This window comes from Fangia hongkongensis FSC776 = DSM 21703 (assembly GCF_000379445.1).
GTDB classification, from domain to species: domain Bacteria; phylum Pseudomonadota; class Gammaproteobacteria; order Francisellales; family Francisellaceae; genus Fangia; species Fangia hongkongensis.
The window spans coordinates 40,639-63,065 of the sequence record NZ_KB902262.1 but is presented as its reverse complement, the minus strand read 5'-3'; the positions used below and the strand labels follow the sequence as shown (position 1 = coordinate 63,065).

Below are 22,427 nucleotides of genomic sequence, written 5' to 3'. Positions count from 1 at the left end.
AGCAAAGATCATGAAAGATATTGGATACATTCTCGATAACTCGATCAATGCCATTTTAAATCTTGACCCACAAAAAGAGCTGTTATTACAAAAGCTTAATGATGCTGTTCTTGCGATTAAGATTACTGATCTTAATACGACTTTCTATTTATACCCAAAGGCAAATCGACTCACTGTCACCAAGACGTACCCTCAAAGTGAAAAACTCACAAAGCTTACTGGTAACACAGGCTCACTTTTTGCCATGGGGATAAGCCCAGACCCTCAAAGCTACTTACGTAAAAAATCTATTCACTTTGAAGGAGACATGCATGCGCTTCAGGCTTATTACCAGCTCTTTAGCGCTATTCGTCCTGATCTATTATTTCACTTAAACCAAACCTGTAAGCTACCACTTGCTGATTTACTGCAAAAGCCACATGATATTGCCAGAGAATGGTTGAAGCTTAATCACACCAACACCTTAAATGATCTTAGTGAATATCTCCAAGAAGAAAAACGCCTATTTCCACCACAAGAAGAAATGGAAGACTTTTTTGATGATGTTCAATTACTCAAAGAAGATTTAGATCGCATGCAGGCAAAATTTGCAAAGCTCTCCCAAATCAAACATTCTAATCCACAAGGAAAAAAGGATGCATAAAGTAAAACAATGGATCCGACTTATCTATATCGCTTATATTTTTAATCGCTATAATGTTACAACCATGCTTGCGGATGTCCCACTCCTTCGCATGTTGAAAATTATTGTGATTTGCAATCCTTTTTACTGGACAGCAAGAAAGAAACTTGATCGTGGAACACGGCTTCGCCTTGCGCTTGAAACACTCGGCCCCATTTTCATTAAATTTGGTCAAGCGCTTTCAACAAGGCGTGATTTATTACCGGGCGATCTTGCCAGAGAGCTTGCAAAACTACAAGATAAAGTCCCGCCCTTTTCAAGCGAGTATGCGATCAGCACCATTGAATCTGCCTTAAAAATGAAAGTCAGTGATGCCTTTATCTCATTTGATGAGATACCACTTGCCTCAGCATCTATTGCACAGGTGCACAGCGCTTTATTACCCAATGGAAAGTCAGTGGTGATAAAAGTGCTTCGCCCGAATATTCACAAAGTATTAAAACAAGATACTGCTCTTTTAAAAATGCTCGCTCGCATGCTTGAGCGCTACCTTCCTTCAACAAGGCGCCTTAAACCTGTTGAAGTGGTTGAAGAAATTAACCGAAACCTGCTTGATGAACTTGATTTGCTACGTGAAGCTGCCAATGCATCACAGCTTAGAAGAAACTTTAAAGATAGTCACATCCATTATGTACCAGAGGTTTATTGGCCATATTGCCGCAAAAACCTGCTTGTCATTGAAAAAATCAATGGCATTCCTGTCTCGGATATTCCAGTACTGAAAGAGAAAAACACCAACTTAAAGCTCCTTGCTGAGCGTGGGGTTGAGATCTTCTACACACAAGTATTCCGTGATTGCTTTTTCCATGCTGATATGCACCCTGGCAACATATTTGTCGATGCAAAGAACCCAGGCGATCCTAAATATATCTCCATTGACTTTGGCATCGTTGGCACTTTAACAAGTGAGGATCAACACTATCTTGCTGGCAATTTTTTGGCCTTTTTTAATCGTGACTATAAAAAAGTTGCTGAACTTCATGTGGAATCTGGCTGGGTTCCGCCTGATACGCGTGTTGATGAACTTGAATCTGCCATTAGGACCGTGTGCGAGCCTATCTTTGAAAAACCGCTTGCTGAGATTTCATTTGGTTATACCCTGATGCGGCTTTTTCAAGTGGCTAGACGCTTTAACATGAGCGTTCAGCCTCAATTGATTTTGCTGCAAAAAACACTGCTTAATATTGAAGGCCTTGGGCGAGAGCTTTACCCTGATTTAAATCTTTGGCAAACTGCTAAGCCTTTTTTAGAAAACTGGATGCAAGCGCGTGTTGGCTATAAGGGATTTATTAAACGTGCCAAGGCACATTTACCTGATTTAAGTGAATCACTGCCAGAGCTGCCAGAGATTATATTTGATATATTAAAGGCAAAACAAAAAGAAACTAAAGAGCAAAGTAAAGACAAAACTCAAAATCAAACACGAGCCGAACGCTCTAAAAGAAGAGGCGTGCTTTTAGGCATTGGCATTGCTTTAACCGGTTTTGGCATCTTAGCAAGTGGCGCTAAAGAGTTTTTAAACACGCTACATCAGTTTCTCAGCACACACTCTGTCGCTGTGAGCGTTGTTGGCATTATCATTTTAATTTGGTATTTCTTTACAAACCCAAGACAGTAATAACTCATGGAGCGTACATAATTATGAGTAATTGTATATTTTGCAGCATTATCAAAGGCGATATCCCTTCAAACAAAGTTTATGAAGATGATGATATACTGGCTTTTCATGATATTCAGCCTGCCGCTGATGTCCATGTTCTAGTTATCCCCAAAAAACATATTGCCAGTTTAAATGAGCTTGATAGTAGTGATGAGAAGCTAATTGCTAAACTAACTCTACATATTCCCAAGATTGCAAAGACACTTGGTCTTGATGCTGGCTATAAGACACTTATCAATACAGGTAAAGGCGGCGGTCAGCAAGTTTTTCACTTACACTACCATATTATTGGTGGTAAAATTCATGCCTTGGAATCACTGAAACATATTGGCTAAGTGAAAAGCTCAATCATGATTTTAAGATAAAATGAAACTAAAGATTGTAAGCGCGTCTTGTTAATGCTAGAATGCAGCTCGAAAATTAGCCTCGTAATATCTGGCAAGATTCACAAAATTCTTGAAAGGCTCGTGTTTTTTTGATATAAAGTTGCCCTTTAAGAGTTTTTATAATTATAACATTTTAGAAGAATAAGAATTGACTGGAGGATAACATGTCTAGAGTTTGTATAGTTACTGGGAAGCGCCCAATAACTGGAAATAATGTTTCGCACGCACAGAACAAGACAAAGCGTCGTTTCTTGCCGAACCTTCACTTTCACCGTTTTTGGGTAGAAAGCGAAAACCGTTATGTTCGTTTACGTGTCAGCTCAAAAGGTATGCGCATTATCGATAAAAAAGGTATCGATTTTGTATTAGCTGATTTACGTGCCCGTGGCGTGAAATTCTAAGAACCGATTCAGGAGTATAAGTAATGCGTGATAAGATCAAATTAGTATCTAGTGCAAACACAGGTCACTACTACACAACAACTAAAAACAAACGTACTATGCCTAACAAAATGGAAATCAAAAAGTTTGATCCAGTTGCGCGTAAGCACGTTCTTTATAAAGAAGCAAAAATCAAATAGCTCTCTTTAACAATTACTCAAAGATATAGAAAGCCTCAAATTTTATTTGGGGCTTTTTTATTGCCTGCTTTAAGATTCCATTGAAACTGACAATGAACGAATAACCAGTACAATCAAAAATGGTGCACCAATAATCGCCGTTAATATGCCAACTGGAATCACCATTGGATAAAATAGATTCATCGCAACGATTTGTGCAATCAGTAAGATAAGTGCGCCTGACGCTGCGCTTGAGATAGCGACATATAGGGTTTTATTCGTTCCAAGCAGCATTCTTGCTATATGCGGCGCAACGAGTCCAACAAATGCAATTGGACCTGCTACAGCAACGGTTGCTGCAACCATAAGCGAAAGAAAAATCATTACCCAAGTAAAAAACCCTTTAATATTTACACCCATTAATCGCGCCTCATGTTCACCCAAGGCAAACATATCAAATACATTTGCCTTTCTTAGAACAAAGGTAAAAAAGATAATAAATATCAGCGCAATTAGAATATTTTGCCCCCAGCTGACAGTGGAAACGCCCCCAAACTGCCAAATAACAACCTGCTGAAATAATTGACTATCACTAAAACTAATTAACAAAGTCGTTAATGCGCCAAATATTGCCGAAATGCCAACACCCAAAAGAATAATCACAGCAACATTCGATAACATCCGTTGAAGTGCAATCACGATTAAAAAAAGGCCAAGCACAATAATCGCACCAATTAAACATGCCAGAAAAAACCATGCGAATGTGTAGTTACTCATTGCAAAATAAGGCATAAATAACAATAAAAGCACACCAAAAAATTGACTCCCTGATGAAATACCTAGCACACTGGCATCTGCTAATGGATTTTTTAAGAGCACTTGCAACACACTCCCTGCCACACCAAGGGCAGCACCAATTAAACTAGAGGCAACTAACACGGCTAAATGATATTGCCAAAACACAAGCGCATCTGTTAGTGAGTGTATTGATAACAAACCCGCATCACCAAAGAGTACGGCGATAAGAAAGATCATGATCAGCACAAAATACAAACCAATAACAATCATCAATGCTCTTTTGCCTTGATACATCATTTTTCACTCATCTTTAGCAAGTTTCTTAACTGAATATGGCAATTAGCCTTGAAAATTAGTACAAGATTCGTTATAAATCGCCTTATCACCTGAAATATAAAACACATGACCATCGTTTCACTGAAACACTACAAGATGAGCCAACATAACATAAATAACAAGGAAAATCACATGCCTGCGGCCTTTCAGATTAAAGGAAGTTTATTTACTTTAAGTGTGTTACAACTGCTAAACACTGACTTAAAAGAGATTGAACAACAACTGACAAATAAAATTAAACAGGCACCGCAATTTTTCAATCACGCGCCGATTGTGATTGATTTAAACCTATTAGAGAAAAGTGTTGATATTACATTTATTAATGATCTTAACCTTATGCTGAAAAAACACACGCTTATTCCGGTAGGCTATCACACTAAAGATAAAGTTCTTTCTAAAGCCCTATCACAAGCACTTTTTCCTATATTTAAAGACAGTCGCAATATCCCTTCCACACAAAGTGAAGCGCCCGAAAAAGCACAAAATAAATTAATCGAAACACGTATTCGCTCAGGGCAACAAGTGGTTGCGCAAAATGGGGATTTAATTGTGCTATCTTCTGTCAGCCCTGGCGCTGAGCTTCTTGCCTCTGGCAATATTCATGTTTATGGCACCCTGCGAGGCAGAGCGATTGCTGGGTTAAATGGTGATACAAATGCGCGCATTTTTTGTCACAAACTCGAGGCGGATTTAATTTCAATTGCAGGGCAGTATCGCATCTTTGAAGAGGATTACGAGCATGAAAATGGCGATAATCTCGGCTACCAAATTCAGCTGAAAGACGGTACAATTGTTATCACTTCACTCTAATTTCAACTAAAATAAATAGAGTCACAACATAAAGTACAAATGGAAGGAACAAGCGTGAGTAAAAAATCGCAACAATCAACTAAGGCCGCTGAAAAGCCAAAAGTAGAAGACAGTAAGCCTAAAGTTGAAAAAAATGAAGCGCCTCAAAAAGAGTCAAAGCGCGCAACAACTATTGTTATCACCTCTGGAAAAGGCGGTGTTGGTAAGACAACAACAAGCGCAGCCATCTCACTTGGACTGGCACAAAAAGGCTTTAAGACGGTTGTCATTGACTTTGATGTTGGTCTTCGTAATTTGGATCTTGTTATGGGCTGTGAAAGACGTGTCGTTTATGATTTAATCAGTCTTATTAATAAAGAGTCTAATATCAACCAAACATTGATTAAAGATAAGCGCTCAGAGAATCTGTTTATTCTGCCTGCCTCTCAAACGCGTGATAAAGACGCACTTAAAGAAGAAGAGCTTGAAGAAGTAATGAACGAGCTAAAAGCGCAGTTTGATTATATCATCTGTGACTCGCCAGCGGGCATCGAAAAAGGTGCGCTTATGGCAATGCATCATGCAGATAAAGCGATTGTTGTTACAAACCCAGAAGTCTCCTCAGTAAGAGATTCCGATAGAATCTTAGGCGTGCTATCAAGCAAAACTAAAAAGGCAAAAGAAACCGATGAAAGTGTAGAGGCAAAACTTCTAGTCACTCGCTACTCACCTGAACGGGTTGCACTTGGAGAGATGTTGTCTTTAGAAGATGTGAAAGATGTTCTTTCTATCCCGGTTTTAGGGGTCATTCCTGAATCTAAAGATGTGCTACAAGCGTCAAACTCAGGCACACCAGTGACAGCTTACAGTGACACTCAAGCCGGGCAAGCTTACTTGGATGCCGTTGAGCGCTTTTTAGGTCAAGATGTACCACTTCGTTTTATTACACCTGAGAAGCAAAGCTTCCTAAAACGTCTATTTGGAGGAAGATAGCGTGGGATTTTTAGATTATTTCAAAACAAAAAAACCAGAGAAAAACTCAGCAAGCATTGCAAAAGAGCGCCTACAAATCATTGTCGCTCATCAACGCTCAGTCGTAAAAACAGATGAAAAACAACCTGAATATATTGCCTTGATGCAAAAAGAGATTATGGATGTCATTAAAAAATATGTTCATGTTGCCAATGAAGATATCAAAATCGAGCTTGACAGCCAAGGAGACTGTTCTGTGCTTGAGCTCAATGTTACCATTCCAGAGTCTGCACAGGCTGTTGAAAAACCAACTAAAAAGGCCAACGCCTAAGGATGGCAGCTCAACCGGCGGTTTCCATTCGCGATTTATCTTTCTATCGTGGAAAACGCTGTATTTATAACAATATCTCCTGTGATATCCCCAAAGGAAAGATTACCGCAATTCTTGGCCCATCTGGCACAGGGAAAACCACCCTTTTACATCTAATTGGGCGACTGATCACCCCGCAAAAAGGGGATATTAATGTTTTAGGCAATAAACTCTTAACTTTAAATAAAAAAGAGCTGTTGGCTTTACGCAAACGCATGGGTGTTTTGTTTCAATCTGGCGCACTATTTACACAGCTCTCGATCTTTGACAATGTTGCCTTCCCTATTCGCCAAAATAGTAATTTACCTGAGAATATTATCTATAATTTGGTTTTAATGAAACTGCAAGCTGTTGGACTTCGCGGCACGATAGATATGATGCCAAGTGAGTTATCTGGTGGCATGGCAAGACGTGCAGCACTTGCAAGAGCCATTGCTCTTGACCCTGAGATCATGCTCTATGATGAACCATTTACAGGTCAAGACCCTATCTCACTCAATGTTATCCTAAGCTTAATTAAGCGCTTAAATACCGCGCTTGGCATTACTTCAGTTATCGTCTCACATGATATTAATGAGGTGCTTTCAATAGCCGATCATGTCATTGTGGTTGCCAATCAGGAAGTTGCCGCTGAAGGCACGCCAGAGGAGGTTAAAAACTCCAAAGATCCCTTTATTCACCAGTTTTTACATGGTGAGATCGATGGTCCTATCCATTTTGATTATCCATGCGATACATTCGCATCGATGCTAGAGCAGACACGGAGGGGACAATGAGAGCCATTCAAACACTTGGCAAGATTGCTATTTTATCGATACAGAACCTTGGCGAGTCACTTATTCTAGCAGCTGAAAGTGCATTTGGAAAAGTAAGCTTCAGAGGTATCTTACAACAAATTTACGTTGTCGGGGTTAATTCAGTTTTAATCATACTCGTCTCTGGTCTTTTTATTGGATTTGTCTTGGCACTACAAGGCTTTTACACCTTAGCAAAATTTAGCGCAGAGTCCGCTTTGGGGCCAATGGTTGCCCTAAGTGTCATTCGAGAGCTTGGTCCAGTGGTCACAGCCCTCTTATTTGCTGGACGCGCAGGAAGTGCACTGACATCAGAAATTGGTTTAATGAAAGCGACCGAACAACTCTCAAGCTTAAATATGATGGGCGTTGACCCTATTCGATTTATTCTTGCCCCGAGGTTTTGGGCCTGTGTGATTAGCGTTCCGGCTTTAACACTCTTTTTTAACTGTATTGCAATCTGGGGCGGTTATTTAATTGGTGTTAAGTTACTTGGATTGTATTCAGGCACCTTCTGGGGCAATATGCAAAGCTCGGTATTGTTCGACCAAGATATTGTAAATGGCATTATTAAAAGCGCTGTCTTTGGTATTGCTATTGCTTGTGTGTCTCTCTATCAAGGCTACAGCGCGACAGCAAACTCAGCCGGCATTGCCAGAGCGACCACAAAAACCGTTGTCTATGCATCACTTGCAATTCTCGCATTAGACTTTCTAATGACAGCATTGATGTTTAAGGGGATTTAACCATGTATAAAAAAACCTATGAAATTATCGTTGGCATCTTCGTATTACTTGCCATTGTCGCACTTATTTTTATGGCACTAAAAGTCAGCGGCCTATCTATAGGGAGCATCAACAGCTCAAACTATGAAATTAAGGCTGAATTTAAAGATATAGGCAGCTTGAGAACAGGCGCTGCCGTTAGGATATCAGGTGTTGAAATTGGTTCTGTTAAAAACATAGAGCTTGCGACAAGCTATAGTGGATTTATAGCAACCGTCACCCTTTCAATCAACAATAAATACAATAAAATTCCTGGCAGCTACTCTGCTTCAATTCAAACAAGCGGTATTCTTGGAGATAGCTTTGTTGCACTTGAGCCCGCAAAAATTAATCTTCCTAATTTATATGGCAGTGAATATCTTAAAAATGGCAGCGTGATTCCGCTCACCAACACCACCTCTTCAATTAATTTAAACTCACTCATCAACACATTTGTATCAAGTTCGGGGACCAAAAAATGACCATCAAAAAAACCACCATTATCTTAAGTGCATTATTTGCATTAACTGGATTTAGCTTTGCAGCGCAAAATGCGCCAAGTAGTAATACAGAACAGAGCGCGCCAAGCAACAGTGCAAACACACCAGCTAAAGTACAAAGTGCCAAAAACACGCAAAATCCAATTGAAATGCTGAATAACTCCATTGTTAACACGCAAAATTTGCTAGTAAAGGACAGTGAAAAACTCTCAGATAATCCAGAGGCGCTGATTAGGATTATCAATAACAACATTATGCCTATTCTGGCCACAAATATTATTGCACAGCTTCTGGTGGGTCAAACAGTATGGAAAGAAGCGAGCAAGAAAGATAAAAAAGAGTTTATTGCCTCTATCACACATATGCTTGTGTACACTTATGCCAAAAATGTTGCTCAAGCTGGCAATTACAAAATCACCATCAATCCATTTGATAATGATAGCTGGAAGAAACAACGTGTGATCGTTGCCACTGGACGAATCACCAATCTTCAAAAAAACAGTAGCTCTGAGATGAGCATTTATCTACTGAAAAACAATAAAAAACAATGGCGAGTATATGATTTATCCGTTGCAGGAGTCAGCATCTTGGATAACCTAAAAGCACAATTTAAACAGTACAAAACATTAAAAGAAATCAATACCGCTATTGAGAGCAAGAATGTCAAGCTTGATAATAAAAAAGCCTAATCTATGGCAGATTAAAGGTGATCTAACCTTTAAAACAATCTCTCAAATAGAGCTTAATGCTGGTAAAGCAAGAGATGCTTGGCAACAGGATGTTAGCATTGATTTTAGCCAATTAGGTGTCATTGATAGCGCTGGCATTGCTTGGATACTTGAGAATATTACTGTAGCCAAACAAGCAAACATTGCACTTAAATTTGTGAATTTACACTCTACCCAAGCACAAACACTTGCAAGTATTCAAGGGGTTGATACACTCATAACCCCCTATTTAGATAATCAACATAATTGGAACAAAGATGACCGCGAATGAACTCAAAACACTAATAGAGTCTTCCCTACCGAATACAACTGCACTTGTTGAAAGCCCTGACAATGTCCATTTTGAAGCCACTATTATTAGTGAAAGCTTCAATGGTGTTATCAGCAAAGTGAAACAACAGCAGATGGTCTACGCCCTCATTAATGATTACATTGCATCTGGAGAGCTCCATGCAATTGCAATGAAGACCTATACCCCTGAAAAGTGGCAGGCAACTCAAACATCTTAGCGATTTAAGGCTTGTAACATGTCATCTTTAAGCTGGGCTTTGCCTGTTATTATTATGATGCTCTTTAGTATTATCAGCATCTTCATTACCCTTTTTGCGCGCATTCATGCCCTGAGAAAAGGCAATATCAGTGTTGATGATTTCAAAACAATGGATTTTTGCAAAAAGGACAATCCATGGCTGGAGGTAAGCTCAAGACATCTGAATAACCTTTTTCAAACCCCAGTGTTATTCTATTTCAGCTTTTTAATTATTATGTTGGATCAAGCGCTTTCCAGTGTTGCCTATCTTCTTGTGCTTGGTTGGATTTTTGTTGCCTTCAAAATTATTAACTCCATTATCCATCTCACATTCAACAACCTTGCTTTAAGGCTAATGAGTTTTTTAATTGCTAATGCGGCACTTTTCACCCTGATTGTGATGCTGCTCATTGAGATTGTTAAGCATTAAAACACAGCTATATCCAAATGACCATGATTGACTATAGTATCGTTTTCAACAGCAATAATAATCTACGAAATTTATACTTTGTCGCGTGCAATTTCTCCTGCTCGCGTAACCTTTTTCTCTCCTCTTGTATCTCTTTTTGTTGCTCATATACCCATCTATATCCATCAAGATAACACATCTTACAACTCCTTTTGGATTATTTTATTATCAACCAAAATAAAATCGCTTTGGCTGTATTTTTAATACTCTCTTAAAATAGGGTAATTAAAATTTCATGATTAAAATAGCGTAAATCTACGCTAGTTTGATATATAACACATGATTATAATATGTTTTTTGCTAAAAAATTGATCACAAAAACATCTATAATTATAACATGCTGGAAAAACTGATTTGCAATGGATAATACAACTCAAGATCATGATAAAATAAATCAAGCATTTACAAACTATACTCACAGGCACAATTTTTCAAGCTTACAGATAGTACGGGAATTACGCCAATATCTTGATCTCAAGGGGCTCATTTTAGCTTGGCTTTGGCCAAACGGCCGTATCATAGACATCCCTATTATCCCACATGAAATCAGTGAGGCTTGGAATAGTTTTGATGAGAAAATATTTGAGCCCACCTATAACTACCAAAACATCCTATACCTTGCAAGTAATCAGTTTTCATATCAGTGCATATTGGATTCGATGGATAAAGACTGTGCTTTTCCTATGAAAGATCAGCTTAATGATATCCCTGATAAGGCAAGTTTTTATATCAGGCCAATGCTTGATGGCTCACTGATTCGCCTAGAAATGAATGCCTCAAGAGTGATTCCCATTACCTACTTTATCCAACAAAAACTTAATTGCTTTATCGATACATTTCTTCAATATATAAATGATAAAAATCTGCTAGAATACTATGACTTTACTGGAATTGTCAGACCATATAGTATTGCAAAAGTCTGTCAAAGTTACACTCCTCCTAGCATTTCCCTCGCACTCAAGCAATTTAGCCGCATCAAACATCAACTAATATTGCTTATTTATCATGATATTCGCTGTATAAAAGACATCGCCAAAAGACTCTCTCGATCTCCTAGAACTATTGAAAAGCACCTTGATGAAATGCGTGAAGTATTTGCATGTAGAACACGCTATGAGCTGTATATTTTAATTTCACAGTCTCCTGAAATACCGCTGTCAATTATGAAAGGAAACTGCCCATCTTATTAGTTCAGAATAAAAACACCTCAAGCACTATGCTTGGCATTGATAGCTTTTGTCTTACTACTTAACACCATAAGAGCGAAGTGTCTTTTTTACATCACTTTTTGATACCGATAGGTTTTGGCTGGCAAGTTTAATATCCTTATTAAACATGTAATAGGCAAGAAGGGTAACTTGATGATTAATCTCAGCCAATTCACTTTGCAGATTTGCAAAAGGGCGTTTATCTGATTTGAAATATAAAAACGGAGAGGTTATGACTTTTAAGCACTGTCTTAGAAACTTCATCTGCTTTCCTTAAATGATCATGATTGGGTTGTTTCAGTACAACAATAGCCATTATTTATTAAATCTTGCTTAAGAGCTGAGCGAAAAAACCGTCCTCTATTTTAGGCTCTACCTTTAAATACCAAAAATTCCTCCCAGCAAAGCTTTCACATTTAACCGCATCCTTGTAAGTCATCACCACCAGTTTTGCATCAAGGTCATTAAAATCCTGTAGCTTATAAGCATAGTGATCTGGAAATGCGCGCACTTTAAGCTGATGAAAGCCAAGTGATGCTAATTGATCAAAAAAGCGCTTTGGGTTCCCTATTCCAGCAATAGCGATAAGATCATCATTTTGATATTGCTTTTGAAACGCACTAATACTTAGCGTTTGGCCAGTTGCAATATTTACAAAACATGAAGGCACTAAGCGCATATTAAAGCTATTCTCAAATGAAATATCTCCCCCACCATTGATAATAGTAAAATCAACCTCCTCCAAGCGTTGAACGGGCTCCCTAAGCGGACCTGCTGGCAGTAGAAGCCCATTACCAAATCCTCTTTTGCCATCCACCACTGCAATTTCAATATCTCGTGCCAACGCATAATGCTGCAGGCCATCATCACTGATAATCACATTGACATCTTGAAGCTGACTTTCAATATAACGCACAGAGTCAACACGCTTAGGGCTAATAACAATAGGAATGTTAGGCAAAAGCTTGCTTAACATATAAGGCTCATCACCACACTGACAAGGTTTTGTGCTTTCACTAATCATAAAAGGATAGGATTTTGCACTTCCCCCATAACCTCTTGAGATAATGGCAGGAGAGAATCCTTTTTTTAAAAGATAATGACAAATCGCCTCAACAACAGGCGTTTTGCCCGTGCCGCCCACTGTAATATTGCCAACGATAATCACCGGGAGCTTACTTTTATAGGCAGAAGATGATTGCTCTTGTCTTCTTCTTTTTGCAATCAGAAAAAAAAGCTTAGAAATTGGATAAAGAAGGCATGCTAAAGCTGTTTTTTTAGGGGTATACCACATTCTCTCAATAATGGACATGCTATCTTTTAACTTAAAGATTGCTGATACAATTTAGCATAGAGCCCAGATTCTTTCTCAACAAGTGTTTTATGCACGCCAGTTTCAACAATTTCACCACCATCCATCACAATAATGCGATCAGCATGCTCCACTGTGGTTAAGCGGTGAGCAACCACAAAGGTGGTTCTATTTTCCATTAAGCGATTAAGCGCTTGCTGTACTGCCCTTTCTGACTCATTATCAAGTGCACTTGTTGCCTCATCTAACAGCAAAATCGGTGCATCTTTTAAAATCGCTCTGGCAATCGCCACTCTTTGTCTTTGCCCCCCTGAAAGGTTAAAGCCATTTTGACCCACAACTGTATCAAAACCATTTGGCAGACGCTCGATAAACTCAAGTGCATTGGCCGCTTTTGCTGCTGCTAGCACCTCTTCTTGACTCACATCACCTTCTTTTCCATAGGCAATGTTATTATAAATGCTATCATCAAAGAGATTCACATGTTGAGAGACCAAAGAGATATGTGAGCGTAAGTTCTCTAATGTAAGCTCAGCGGTATTTACCCCATCGATAGTAATCACTCCCGAAGTTGGCTGATAAAAGCGTGCAATCAAGTTAACTAAGGTGCTTTTCCCACCGCCAGATCGTCCAACTAGCGCAATCATCTGCCCGCTTTCAGCAGTAAATGAAATATTATTTAATGCTTTTTGTGTTGTCCCTGCGTAATTAAAACTCACCGCATCAAATTTCACCTGAGCTTTTACTTTCGCAATCGTTTTTGTTCCGTTATCTGGCTCAGGCTGACTGTCTAAAATATCGAAGATATCCTCTGTCGCAGCAATCGCTTTTTGGATGGTTGCATTCACACTGGTTAGGTTTTTAATTGGCTTTAAAATTGCCATCATTGAGGCAAAAAAAGCAACAAATCCACCAGCATCTAACCAACCACCATTTTTAAGTCCGTAGCTGGCAACAATAAATAAAATCACCGCAATGACAATTGCACCAATAAACTGGACAACAGGTGAAGATAAGCCATCTAACAGTAAGGTTCTTAGCTGCTGCTTATAAGTGTATTTAAGATTTTTATCAAACTTCTCTTGTTGATATGCTTGACCACCAAAAATACGAATTTCTCTGTAATTCACCAGCGCTTCTTCAGCAGCATGTGTGACAGAACCCATTGCTGATTGTGTGTTTCTGCTGTAATGACGAAAGCGCTTACTGATCCATGTAATAAATATCGCAAGAAAAGGCGCAACCAGTAAGACAATAATCGAAAGCTGCCAACTTGTGACTAACATAACAATAATAAGACCAATGACAAAAGCACCATCTTGCACCACTGTAATAATCGCAGAACCAGTTGCACTTGTCACCTGATCCACATTATATAAAAGCTTTGATAATAACTTGCCAGATGAAGTTTTATCATAATAATTTGCAGGCAAATCTAAAAACCTTGAGAACATCTTTTTGCGAAACTGATAGACAACATTCGCGCCGAGTTTTCCCATAAAATAAGAAGATAAAAAAGAGCCGACACCGCGCAAAATAAAAAGCAGCAAAAACAAAAGTGCAATGCCTTTTAGAAACTCACCACCACCTGGGGTAAAGCCTTTATTTAAAAGTGGCTTTATCAGATACATTGCATAGGCATCACACGCCGAATAAATAATACTACCCACCACTGAGATAGCCAACAAGTACCAAAGTGCGCGCACTTCCCAAAGGAGCCGTCGATACAGCTTATACGTTTTTTCTTTTACATTTGCCGATGCGGTCATAAAAATAATTGCTTTTTGATAAATTAGACAGAGTTTAACCAAATTTACTGTTAACATAAAGTAATACGTTATGTTCTTCTTATTTACATGCAAATATATTTAGTTGGTGGCGCCATTCGAGATGCGCTTTTAGGACTCCCAGTTACCGATAGAGACTGGGTGGTAACAGGAAGCTCTAAAGAGGAAATGTTAGCACTTGGCTTTAGATCTGTTGGGAAAAGCTTTCCTGTTTTTCTGCATCCTAAAACACATGAAGAGTATGCGCTTGCCAGAGTTGAAAAAAAAGTTGCCGCAGGCTATCAAGGCTTTCACTTTGACACCTCAGCGATTACACTCACTGAAGATTTAAAGAGGCGAGATCTTACGATTAATGCCATTGCTCAAGATGAAAATGGAAAGTATATCGATCCTTTTAATGGCATTGATGATTTAAATAACAGATATTTGAGACATGTCAGCGAGAAATTTCAAGAAGACCCACTTCGAGTGCTTCGCGTGGCAAGGTTTGCAGCAAAATTAAGTCCATTTAACTTCACTATTGCCAATGAAACGCTTGATCTGATGCGAGAAATTGCAGCAAAAGGAGAGCTTCAGCATCTATCTTCTGAGCGCATCTCAATGGAGCTCATAAAAGCATTTAATACAGGAAACATCGCCTCATTTTTTAATGTTCTATATCAGGTTGATGCATTAAATGGAAAGTTGGCACCATTTAATCAAATACGAGCATATTTAAATAACAAAAGCACTCATATACAAAAGCTTCTACAAACAAAACAATTAGAGTATGATCTCTTTTTAGCGCTTACCATACATCAAAGTACAAGTATTGATGCCATTGAGCGCCTGATTGAACTATTAAAGCCCACTAAAAAAATCATGCGGCTGATGAGAGAGTTTTATCACTATCACACAACCCTTTTATCCGCTTATGAATATTCTGCTGAAGCACTATTAGAGATGCTCAAAAAAACCGATGCATTTAGAAATACCGCTCGCTTTTTGAGGCTTTTAGATGTTTGTTATTGTTTAGATGATTTAACGCCATCTCATAGAGAAAGCTTACAAATGCTTCAAAGCTTAATAGATAAATTGAAAAATAATACTTATCCGCAGCTTCTTTCTAAAGATATCAAAGGAAAAAACATCAGTAAAATAATACACAAACAACAATTAGAAATCATTCGTTTGGAAATAAAATAGAGTAGCTTAGAGGCACATGGCGGAGAGAGGGGGATTCGAACCCCCGATGGAGTTATTAGCCCCATACTCCCTTAGCAGGGGAGCGCCTTCAGCCTCTCGGCCATCTCTCCGAAGTACTGCAACAATTTAACGATTCAACCGTTGGATGTCAAGCGCTTAATCGGTATTTTTGGTGCTTTTAATAGGCTTTATTCAGCCTCGTCTGTTGAGTGCTCACCTTTTATGCGAACATAAATTTCTTCCCTGTGTACAGAAACGTCTCTAGGTGCATTGACACCTAAACGAACTTGGTTTCCTTTTACACCAAGAACAGTGACTGTAACTTCATCCCCAATCATTACAGTTTCCCCGGTTTTTCTGGTTAAGATTAACATTATTTGCTCCTTATTTATTGTTTTTCATCTTCCAAAGCTGATTACTTTAAGTTAAAAATAGAGTAAGTCAGCAATGTATGCGGCCCCAATCGCATAAATGCATGGTTACCTTGGTGAGTATAGTGTTATTTGATCTATATGCACCAAAAACTGGTAAATTTTAAACAAAATAAATTTTTTTACCAGTACATTTTAGCAAATGCCGGACAATTTTAACGCATTTTTATACGATATGCAGCCATGTTATGCTTTTATTCCTGTTGCATCTATTTAGAGTAGTACTTTTTCATCAATTAAAATAATGATTGCAAAGCTCATAAACATCCCAATTAAAAAACAAATAACACTACAGCTCAAAAGCCTACGCTTTTTATTGTTATTCCTATTTATTTGACCTAATGCATTTGACAAAATAGTTGCATGCGTAATGAGAAATAATGCATCGCTTTGCACTTCTACTGCTTTTGAAATAAGCCTTTTAATATCACCAGCGCACGAAGTATATCTTCGTTTTATGTTAGATATAAAATAAAATATGATTGAAAACAAAAAATAGATTGTAGGGAAAGTAAGTACTACCTTATTAAATATAAGTGCACAACAAAGTAGCAAAAGAGCAAATATAAATGAAAATATTGCCAGCCAACACAACTGCATATCAATTTCTTTTTTCACAACTAGCTGACCATATTCAAACTCATAGCTAATATGTTTAAAAATATGCTTAGCTCTAACTCTGCTAATCGATTCCAAATCCATTATAATAGTCACTCCAATATATCGTATATAATCTCTGTAATTTTGCAATCGGTACGGAATTTAATGATACAAACCGTATCATCATGCTAAGAAATAAATGCCCCCACTTATTTCAAAGATTATGTTGACTCAAAATTGATAATACCCTATGTGGCCGAACCATTTTTGGTTGGGCCTGCAACAAGCAGAAGCTCAGCTCTGCTATAGACCTTATGGACATCAACATAGATCGAACCACTATATAGCAGCATACGTAAATAGGTTGTATTAGGGCCTAAGTGTGAAGAGAGCCAAATATAAGTACCGTTACTTAGCGATTCACTAGGAAAGCCAAACATTGTTTCTAAATAGCGAAGAGGAAATTGAGCCTCATAATTTATAAGCCCAACAGCCTCATATGCTGTGGGTAAACGCAGCTTCCATCCACATATTTTTGCTAGGCCATTCACTTCATTAACCGCATCTTGATATATAAAATCCCCATCACCTAAAGCATAAGGATACCATACCAGCCCTGTTAACTTATCGTACTTCAGCTTAGGACAGGCATTGCCATTAGGGTCAATATAAGGAACCAGCCGTGGATCAGGCCAACTACTAGGCGATCCCTGAATTGTCGGCCCTGAAGCTTGGACCACTGCAAAAGCGTGTTCCTGTGCATAACCTCTACTATAAATTATTAGCAAAGCACAAAACAATATTAATAGTTTGCTCATCAAATGTATTTTCATTTTCATTCTCATATCAATCATCTCTTTTTTTATTTTATTGATATTACAGCTGTTACTTAATCAGCAAATGCTCATCCGAAGACTGCTAACAAAATGAATATCAAAATATACCTTTAATATATTTTTTAATCATCTAGCAGTTAAGATTGCAGCGAACTTAACCGACATCCCGAACAAGAAGTGCCTTGGCAAGCATTAGGGGATTATCAGTCAGAAAGTATGTACTATCACCAGCGTATGAATCGAGTAACAAAACCACATAGTGAGTATCATAGCCATTTGTTTCCTCTGTATATAACCTTTCCTGTTGAGAAAAGTAAAAACCATATTGCGCTAGAATGTCTCTGACGCTCTTATTACCCTGAAATGGTATAATCGAGAGCAATTCATTAACTGTTGGAAGGCGCCAATTATTGTAACCACATAGGTTAGATTCTTGAGCGAAAAGATTCGCCTCACCCCATGTGTCATATGGTACACTCGGGGTTCTCGCCCATGCAAGATTAGTTAAAGCATCATATAAAGCACCCTGACATTTCTCACCTTTAGCAATCTGCAGCCTAGTAAAACGTTGAGGCTTACGAGGCCATGCCCAGCCGCTATAGTGATGAGTTAAATGCTCAGCAATTGGTCCAGTTGGCAAATTGACTGCTAGAGGTAAACCAGCAAGAATGGAGTTTCCTTCATTATATAACAGTTTTATCCATACGCCTTTAACGCTTGGCATATTTCCTGAATTAAATGATATAGTTATCTCACAGGATTCGCCTGGCAAAAGCTCGTCTTTTGCAAGGCTCAAGCATGTTCCTGTTGGTGTATAAAGCGCATTATCCCAGCTCAATGAAATCCCAGTCGCTGGAAGTATCTTACTTGTGTTTGTAAATTTAGAGGTTACCTCTGCTTGCTGACCAGTTGCTGCATTGAAATAAGGATAGCCCTGATATATATTCGATGAGTATGCACTAGTCACGCTAATAGCAACTGAGCTAACTTGAGAGTTTGATTGCACTAACACATCATCCCCTTGTTGATAATGTAGTGTGCTGCTAACAACATAAGAAGACGTCTCAAGTGCCGGTGTAACAGTACCCACCCAAGAGCAGCTCTGATTTGCTTTCAGCTCGGTTATTCCATCACAAGTACTCTTATCTTTATCAATAGTTACGCCATCTGGAAACTGATTTGTAAAGCTTACATTCGTTGCTGGATAAAACTCATTTAAATTCATAAAGGTATAAGTAAATGGATAGGTAACACCCTTAGCCATATTCGCTGGTAAATCATTCGTTTTACTCCCCTCTACCACTACAGTAGATGAGGTAGTGCTCTTATTTAAAGGCACATCAGCGCCTTGATGATAATGCAAAGTTATACTCCAAGCTGCATCCTCATCAACATTAGGTGCAAATGTGCCTTGCCATGAGCATAAAGCATTAGGGGCGAGCTCACTAATACCTAAACAAGTACTTTTTTCAGCATCCACTGTAAAGCCATCTGGAAAAACATTGGTAAAACTGATACCTGTTGCTTTATGTATACTGCTTAAGTTAGTAAACACATAATTGAAAGGATAGGAACTACCCGTACTAGTGTTAACAGGGACTCCTAGTATTTCATCGGCTCCTATCCCAACCTCTGATACAACAGAAGAAGCATTTAACTCAACATCCTTTCCTTCTGTGTAGTGCAATATCATGCTGTGCGATTTTATTCCATTTGTTTTAGGCGTAAATACACCCACCCACGAACAGGTTGCATTCGCAGATAGCGCATTTATATTCATACATGTACTTGCAGCCTCATCAAACACATACTCACCTCCTGGAAAATCTTGTGTAAAGCTCACATTCGTTGCACTAGTTGTTTTACTTGTATTCTGGAAGATATAATGAAACGGATAACTTTTATCTTTAATAACATTCTCTGGTATCTCTTGTGCCTTTTGTGCCGTTACGACAACCCCCGTAACTTGAGAGGCACTACTTAACAAGATATCTTCACCTTCTTCATAATGTAACATCGAACTTATCACCTGATTACCTGTCTTAGTTGGTTTGAACTTGCCCTGCCATGAGCAAGATGCCCCTGGCGCCAACTCTGTGATACCTTTACAGCTGCTATTAGCATCATCTATATGGTAATCCGCTGGAAACACATTGGAAAAACTAACACCCTTAGCTGTAAAATGATGACTCAGGTTTGTAAAAATATAATTAAAAGGATACTCTCTTCCTTGTGCAACATTTTCAGGTATATCCCTCAATTTTTGTCCCGCAACTTCAACTTCCGTGGTATTTGAGTGACTATGCAATATCACATCCTGACCACCTTGATAGCTAAGTGTTGCAACCAGATCTTTAGACCCAGTAACATTTGGTTCAAAAACACCTTGCCATGCACAAGAGGCCTTTGGCGCCAATGTCTTGATACCCTCACATGTGCTGTTGATATGATCTATTGTATACTCACTCTCTGGAAAAACATGGGTAAAACTAACGTTTGTTGCTGTCAGAGCATCATTTGTATTTGTAAACATATAAACAAATGGATAATGCTTATTTTTTTGCACATTAACTGGAATATCCTCTAACTTTTCTCCTCTTATGGATACGCTTGCAACATGGGAGTTTACATTTAATCCTACACTTGAGCCTTCTGCATAATTCAATAAGATAGACAACGGCTGATCACCATCAGCGGCAGAGTTAAATACGCCTTTCCAAATACAGCTTCCATTTGGCGCTAGGGTTTTAATTCCGGAGCACGTACTTTCTTTTTCATCAAAACTATAAGCACCTTTAGGGAAATTATTGCTAAAACTTACATTCGTAGCAGGCAACTGGCTACTTGTATTGGTAAAAGAATAGCTAAATGGGTAGCTCATTCCTCTAACTGCATTAGCTGGGACACCCTCAAGATTATTTGATTTCACTACAACATTTGAAAACGATAAACTCTTAATAATTGGCAAAGCAGAAAAAAGCTTCAACTGCCCTTTAACAACGCCATCCGATTGAATATGAAATTGACATTCGGATGACGGAGGAATTTTCTCATGACATGAGTTTTGTGTTATCTTCACATTAGATAGTACTTTATTATTTTCATCTAAAACTTGGGGTGTATTAATATACATTGACTGTCTAGAGTTGTTTACTATCGTAATCACATTGCTCTTTTTTGTTGGCAACACCGACTCTTGTGAAACATTGGTTAAAACAGACTTCTTTAGAAAAACATGACTGTAGCTTTTTTTCTGTCCATTTGGTAACACAACCATAAATTTAAAAATATTTTTCTTTTCTGCCTGCTCAGATAGCGACAGCATTATTTTACATGGCTGCCCCAAAGTTACTTCCTTGCATTCATTACTTACAATAAATGCAGGGTTATCTGTAACCTCAACGGCATATTTCCCTGTCGGCGCCGATTTAATAGCAAGCATCTGTTCTTTAGAGTCAGATACCATTAAATCCAGTTGTGCTCCAGCCCCCACAAAAGCACTTTCAGGTGCTTGATATTCCACGTTATATTGCGCAGCAGACGGAGTGTCAGATCCTCCTGATCCACCTCCTCCGCCACATGCCGACAACAACGCCCCACAAATTGCTATTGGTAAACTTTTAACTATCCAATCATATCTTCTCATACCCTCTCCTTATACCTATTTATCATGTTCCCTAATATTTGACAGTAAACCATTAGACTTAAGCTGATTAGCTAGAGTTCATTTACAATTCTATTGAATATCATTCTGATTTTTTAGCGATCTATTACTGTATTTAATACGATACACTGCCTGAATATACGCGTAGAACTACTCTATTAATTGGATAAAATATATTATATTATTTGTTGCTTGGTATTTTTGACTAAATAAAGTCCAGCAAATGCATAAGATCAGCCAGATAAGAAAAAGCACAAACAATAAACTTATCACCTCCTTCAAGCGGCAACTTCAAAAACCACTCGCTGCTCTTAGCTATACTGGCTCTCTTTTTGTATACATCAACACACCTACAGGAGAAGTGATTTACTTGATCCTTGAAAATGGCATAATGGAAGAAATTTGGGCACAGTCACTCATTGTGCAAAACATGCCTAACTTCAGCTACACAGCAAGGTTAAAGCTTCCTCAGAGCTCTTTCTCTTCTGATATTTTCACCTATATACCAAACTACCAATCTTATTTACAAACTGATTATTTTGAAGCCATTTCAAAGCGGACACCAAACATGCTTCACCCTTGGGGATATCATAGGTATCAGCTTGATGGTGGCATTATTTCTTTATATTTTGAACTCAAAGATAGAGGATTTACCGAATTTCTTTTAGCCTATAAATGTTATTTAGATACGGCGTTAGATGCTATATACCAAACATTAATAAATAACTTAGAGCACTACCATGCATTTAATATAACCAATGCTATAAACTTCTGTGATACTACAAATAATATCATTTATTTGCTTGATCAATCCATTACAAGCCAGTTTAAGCTTAATCATTCAGAGCTTAAAGTGCTTAAACTAATCTATGCTGGAATCTATAAAAACAAAGATATTGCATGGCATGCTCATTTATCAAATCGCACCATAGACGGCATTATTCTCAACCTAAGAGAAAAGTTAATGTGCCAAAGCAAAGAAGAATTAATTGCAAAAATACATACTCTACACTCAGTGATCAGAAATAGTATTTTGAATCAATTACAATTGCAATAACTATAGAAATG

26 protein-coding genes and 1 tRNA gene are annotated in these 22,427 nt (G+C 38.3%); 18 read left to right on the top strand and 9 right to left on the bottom strand.

Features of this window, described 5'->3' with window-relative positions:
- The first annotated feature begins 10 nt into the window (after window positions 1–10).
- The 5 genes from A37Q_RS0108645 to rpmG all read left to right on the top strand — a co-directional run bounded on the left by A37Q_RS0108645 (window position 11) and on the right by rpmG (window position 3,308).
- Window positions 11–643 (top strand): ubiquinone biosynthesis accessory factor UbiJ, encoded by a 633-nt coding sequence (locus A37Q_RS0108645; RefSeq protein WP_018299879.1) that lies wholly within the window; start codon window positions 11–13, stop codon window positions 641–643.
- Entirely contained in the window at window positions 636–2,300 is a 1,665-nt protein-coding gene (ubiB, locus tag A37Q_RS0108640; RefSeq protein WP_018299878.1) for a ubiquinone biosynthesis regulatory protein kinase UbiB, read from the top strand. The genes A37Q_RS0108645 and ubiB overlap by 8 nt, the downstream gene beginning before the upstream one ends.
- Before the next feature lie 23 nt (window positions 2,301–2,323).
- Complete coding sequence (locus A37Q_RS0108635) at window positions 2,324–2,677, top strand: histidine triad nucleotide-binding protein (RefSeq protein ID WP_018299877.1); 354 nt, start codon at window positions 2,324–2,326, stop codon at window positions 2,675–2,677.
- 215 nt (window positions 2,678–2,892) lie between these two features.
- Window positions 2,893–3,129 carry a 50S ribosomal protein L28 gene (gene rpmB, locus A37Q_RS0108630; protein WP_018299876.1) on the top strand — a complete coding sequence of 79 codons (237 nt, stop codon included), beginning with the start codon at window positions 2,893–2,895 and terminating at the stop codon, window positions 3,127–3,129.
- 23 nt (window positions 3,130–3,152) lie between these two features.
- Window positions 3,153–3,308 (top strand): 50S ribosomal protein L33, encoded by a 156-nt coding sequence (gene rpmG, locus A37Q_RS0108625; protein ID WP_018299875.1) that lies wholly within the window; start codon window positions 3,153–3,155, stop codon window positions 3,306–3,308.
- A 69-nt stretch (window positions 3,309–3,377) separates the two neighbouring features.
- Here the strand turns inward: rpmG and A37Q_RS15895 are convergent, their stop codons facing one another.
- A complete protein-coding gene (locus A37Q_RS15895) occupies window positions 3,378–4,382 on the bottom strand; it encodes a FecCD family ABC transporter permease (protein WP_018299874.1) in 1,005 nt (334 codons plus the stop codon).
- A gap of 171 nt (window positions 4,383–4,553) precedes the next feature.
- On the opposite strand from A37Q_RS15895, the gene minC reads away from it, so the two are divergent.
- The 11 genes from minC to A37Q_RS0108560 all read left to right on the top strand — a co-directional run bounded on the left by minC (window position 4,554) and on the right by A37Q_RS0108560 (window position 11,526).
- Window positions 4,554–5,231, top strand: a complete 678-nt coding sequence (minC, locus tag A37Q_RS0108615; RefSeq protein ID WP_018299873.1) for a septum site-determining protein MinC — start codon at window positions 4,554–4,556, stop codon at window positions 5,229–5,231.
- 39 nt (window positions 5,232–5,270) lie between these two features.
- The gene (minD, locus tag A37Q_RS0108610) at window positions 5,271–6,203 is read left to right on the top strand and encodes a septum site-determining protein MinD (RefSeq protein ID WP_018299872.1); all 933 of its coding nucleotides are present in this window, start codon (window positions 5,271–5,273) and stop codon (window positions 6,201–6,203) included.
- A 1-nt stretch (window position 6,204) separates the two neighbouring features.
- A complete protein-coding gene (gene minE / locus A37Q_RS0108605) occupies window positions 6,205–6,513 on the top strand; it encodes a cell division topological specificity factor MinE (protein WP_018299871.1) in 309 nt (102 codons plus the stop codon).
- 2 nt (window positions 6,514–6,515) lie between these two features.
- Complete coding sequence (locus A37Q_RS0108600) at window positions 6,516–7,328, top strand: ABC transporter ATP-binding protein (protein ID WP_018299870.1); 813 nt, start codon at window positions 6,516–6,518, stop codon at window positions 7,326–7,328.
- Entirely contained in the window at window positions 7,325–8,092 is a 768-nt protein-coding gene (gene mlaE / locus A37Q_RS0108595; RefSeq protein ID WP_018299869.1) for a lipid asymmetry maintenance ABC transporter permease subunit MlaE, read from the top strand. The genes A37Q_RS0108600 and mlaE overlap by 4 nt, the downstream gene beginning before the upstream one ends.
- A 2-nt stretch (window positions 8,093–8,094) precedes the next feature.
- Window positions 8,095–8,592, top strand: a complete 498-nt coding sequence (gene mlaD, locus A37Q_RS0108590; protein ID WP_018299868.1) for an outer membrane lipid asymmetry maintenance protein MlaD — start codon at window positions 8,095–8,097, stop codon at window positions 8,590–8,592.
- Window positions 8,589–9,299, top strand: a complete 711-nt coding sequence (locus tag A37Q_RS15075; RefSeq protein WP_018299867.1) for an MlaC/ttg2D family ABC transporter substrate-binding protein — start codon at window positions 8,589–8,591, stop codon at window positions 9,297–9,299. Before mlaD ends, A37Q_RS15075 begins: the two co-directional genes overlap by 4 nt.
- The gene (locus A37Q_RS0108580) at window positions 9,271–9,609 is read left to right on the top strand and encodes an STAS domain-containing protein (protein WP_018299866.1); all 339 of its coding nucleotides are present in this window, start codon (window positions 9,271–9,273) and stop codon (window positions 9,607–9,609) included. The genes A37Q_RS15075 and A37Q_RS0108580 overlap by 29 nt, the downstream gene beginning before the upstream one ends.
- The gene (locus A37Q_RS0108575; protein ID WP_018299865.1) at window positions 9,596–9,847 is read left to right on the top strand and encodes a BolA family protein; all 252 of its coding nucleotides are present in this window, start codon (window positions 9,596–9,598) and stop codon (window positions 9,845–9,847) included. The genes A37Q_RS0108580 and A37Q_RS0108575 overlap by 14 nt, the downstream gene beginning before the upstream one ends.
- Window positions 9,848–9,865: 18 nt before the next feature.
- Window positions 9,866–10,297 carry an MAPEG family protein gene (locus A37Q_RS0108570; RefSeq protein ID WP_018299864.1) on the top strand — a complete coding sequence of 144 codons (432 nt, stop codon included), beginning with the start codon at window positions 9,866–9,868 and terminating at the stop codon, window positions 10,295–10,297.
- Between the two features lie 398 nt (window positions 10,298–10,695).
- On the top strand, window positions 10,696–11,526 hold the full coding sequence (locus A37Q_RS0108560) for a helix-turn-helix transcriptional regulator (protein ID WP_018299862.1): 831 nt from the start codon (window positions 10,696–10,698) through the stop codon (window positions 11,524–11,526).
- A gap of 54 nt (window positions 11,527–11,580) precedes the next feature.
- Here A37Q_RS0108560 and A37Q_RS0108555 read toward each other — a convergent pair whose 3' ends face one another.
- The 3 genes from A37Q_RS0108555 to msbA are packed head-to-tail and all read right to left on the bottom strand — an operon-like array spanning window position 11,581 to window position 14,682.
- The gene (locus A37Q_RS0108555; protein ID WP_018299861.1) at window positions 11,581–11,808 is read right to left on the bottom strand and encodes a hypothetical protein; all 228 of its coding nucleotides are present in this window, start codon (window positions 11,806–11,808) and stop codon (window positions 11,581–11,583) included.
- A 58-nt stretch (window positions 11,809–11,866) separates the two neighbouring features.
- Window positions 11,867–12,856, bottom strand: coding sequence for a tetraacyldisaccharide 4'-kinase (lpxK, locus tag A37Q_RS15070; RefSeq protein ID WP_234393744.1), 990 nt, complete (start codon window positions 12,854–12,856; stop codon window positions 11,867–11,869).
- A gap of 8 nt (window positions 12,857–12,864) precedes the next feature.
- Complete coding sequence (gene msbA, locus A37Q_RS0108545) at window positions 12,865–14,682, bottom strand: lipid A export permease/ATP-binding protein MsbA (RefSeq protein WP_018299859.1); 1,818 nt, start codon at window positions 14,680–14,682, stop codon at window positions 12,865–12,867.
- A 30-nt stretch (window positions 14,683–14,712) separates the two neighbouring features.
- Between msbA and A37Q_RS16545 the strand changes: the two genes are divergently transcribed.
- Complete coding sequence (locus A37Q_RS16545; protein ID WP_018299858.1) at window positions 14,713–15,828, top strand: tRNA nucleotidyltransferase/poly(A) polymerase-related protein; 1,116 nt, start codon at window positions 14,713–14,715, stop codon at window positions 15,826–15,828.
- 17 nt (window positions 15,829–15,845) lie between these two features.
- Here the strand turns inward: A37Q_RS16545 and A37Q_RS0108535 are convergent.
- The 5 genes from A37Q_RS0108535 to A37Q_RS0108515 form a co-directional block, all read right to left on the bottom strand.
- Window positions 15,846–15,938 (bottom strand) — tRNA-Ser (locus A37Q_RS0108535).
- 78 nt (window positions 15,939–16,016) lie between these two features.
- The gene (gene csrA, locus A37Q_RS0108530) at window positions 16,017–16,202 is read right to left on the bottom strand and encodes a carbon storage regulator CsrA (protein WP_018299857.1); all 186 of its coding nucleotides are present in this window, start codon (window positions 16,200–16,202) and stop codon (window positions 16,017–16,019) included.
- Window positions 16,203–16,472: 270 nt separating this feature from the next.
- Window positions 16,473–16,961, bottom strand: coding sequence for a hypothetical protein (locus tag A37Q_RS0108525; RefSeq protein WP_018299856.1), 489 nt, complete (start codon window positions 16,959–16,961; stop codon window positions 16,473–16,475).
- 146 nt (window positions 16,962–17,107) lie between these two features.
- On the bottom strand, window positions 17,108–17,692 hold the full coding sequence (locus A37Q_RS0108520) for an Lcl C-terminal domain-containing protein (RefSeq protein WP_018299855.1): 585 nt from the start codon (window positions 17,690–17,692) through the stop codon (window positions 17,108–17,110).
- Between the two features lie 157 nt (window positions 17,693–17,849).
- Window positions 17,850–21,341 (bottom strand): Lcl C-terminal domain-containing protein, encoded by a 3,492-nt coding sequence (locus A37Q_RS0108515; RefSeq protein ID WP_018299854.1) that lies wholly within the window; start codon window positions 21,339–21,341, stop codon window positions 17,850–17,852.
- Window positions 21,342–21,582: 241 nt separating this feature from the next.
- On the opposite strand from A37Q_RS0108515, the gene A37Q_RS0108510 reads away from it, so the two are divergent.
- Entirely contained in the window at window positions 21,583–22,416 is an 834-nt protein-coding gene (locus tag A37Q_RS0108510; RefSeq protein WP_018299853.1) for a helix-turn-helix transcriptional regulator, read from the top strand.
- Window positions 22,417–22,427 lie beyond the last annotated feature (11 nt).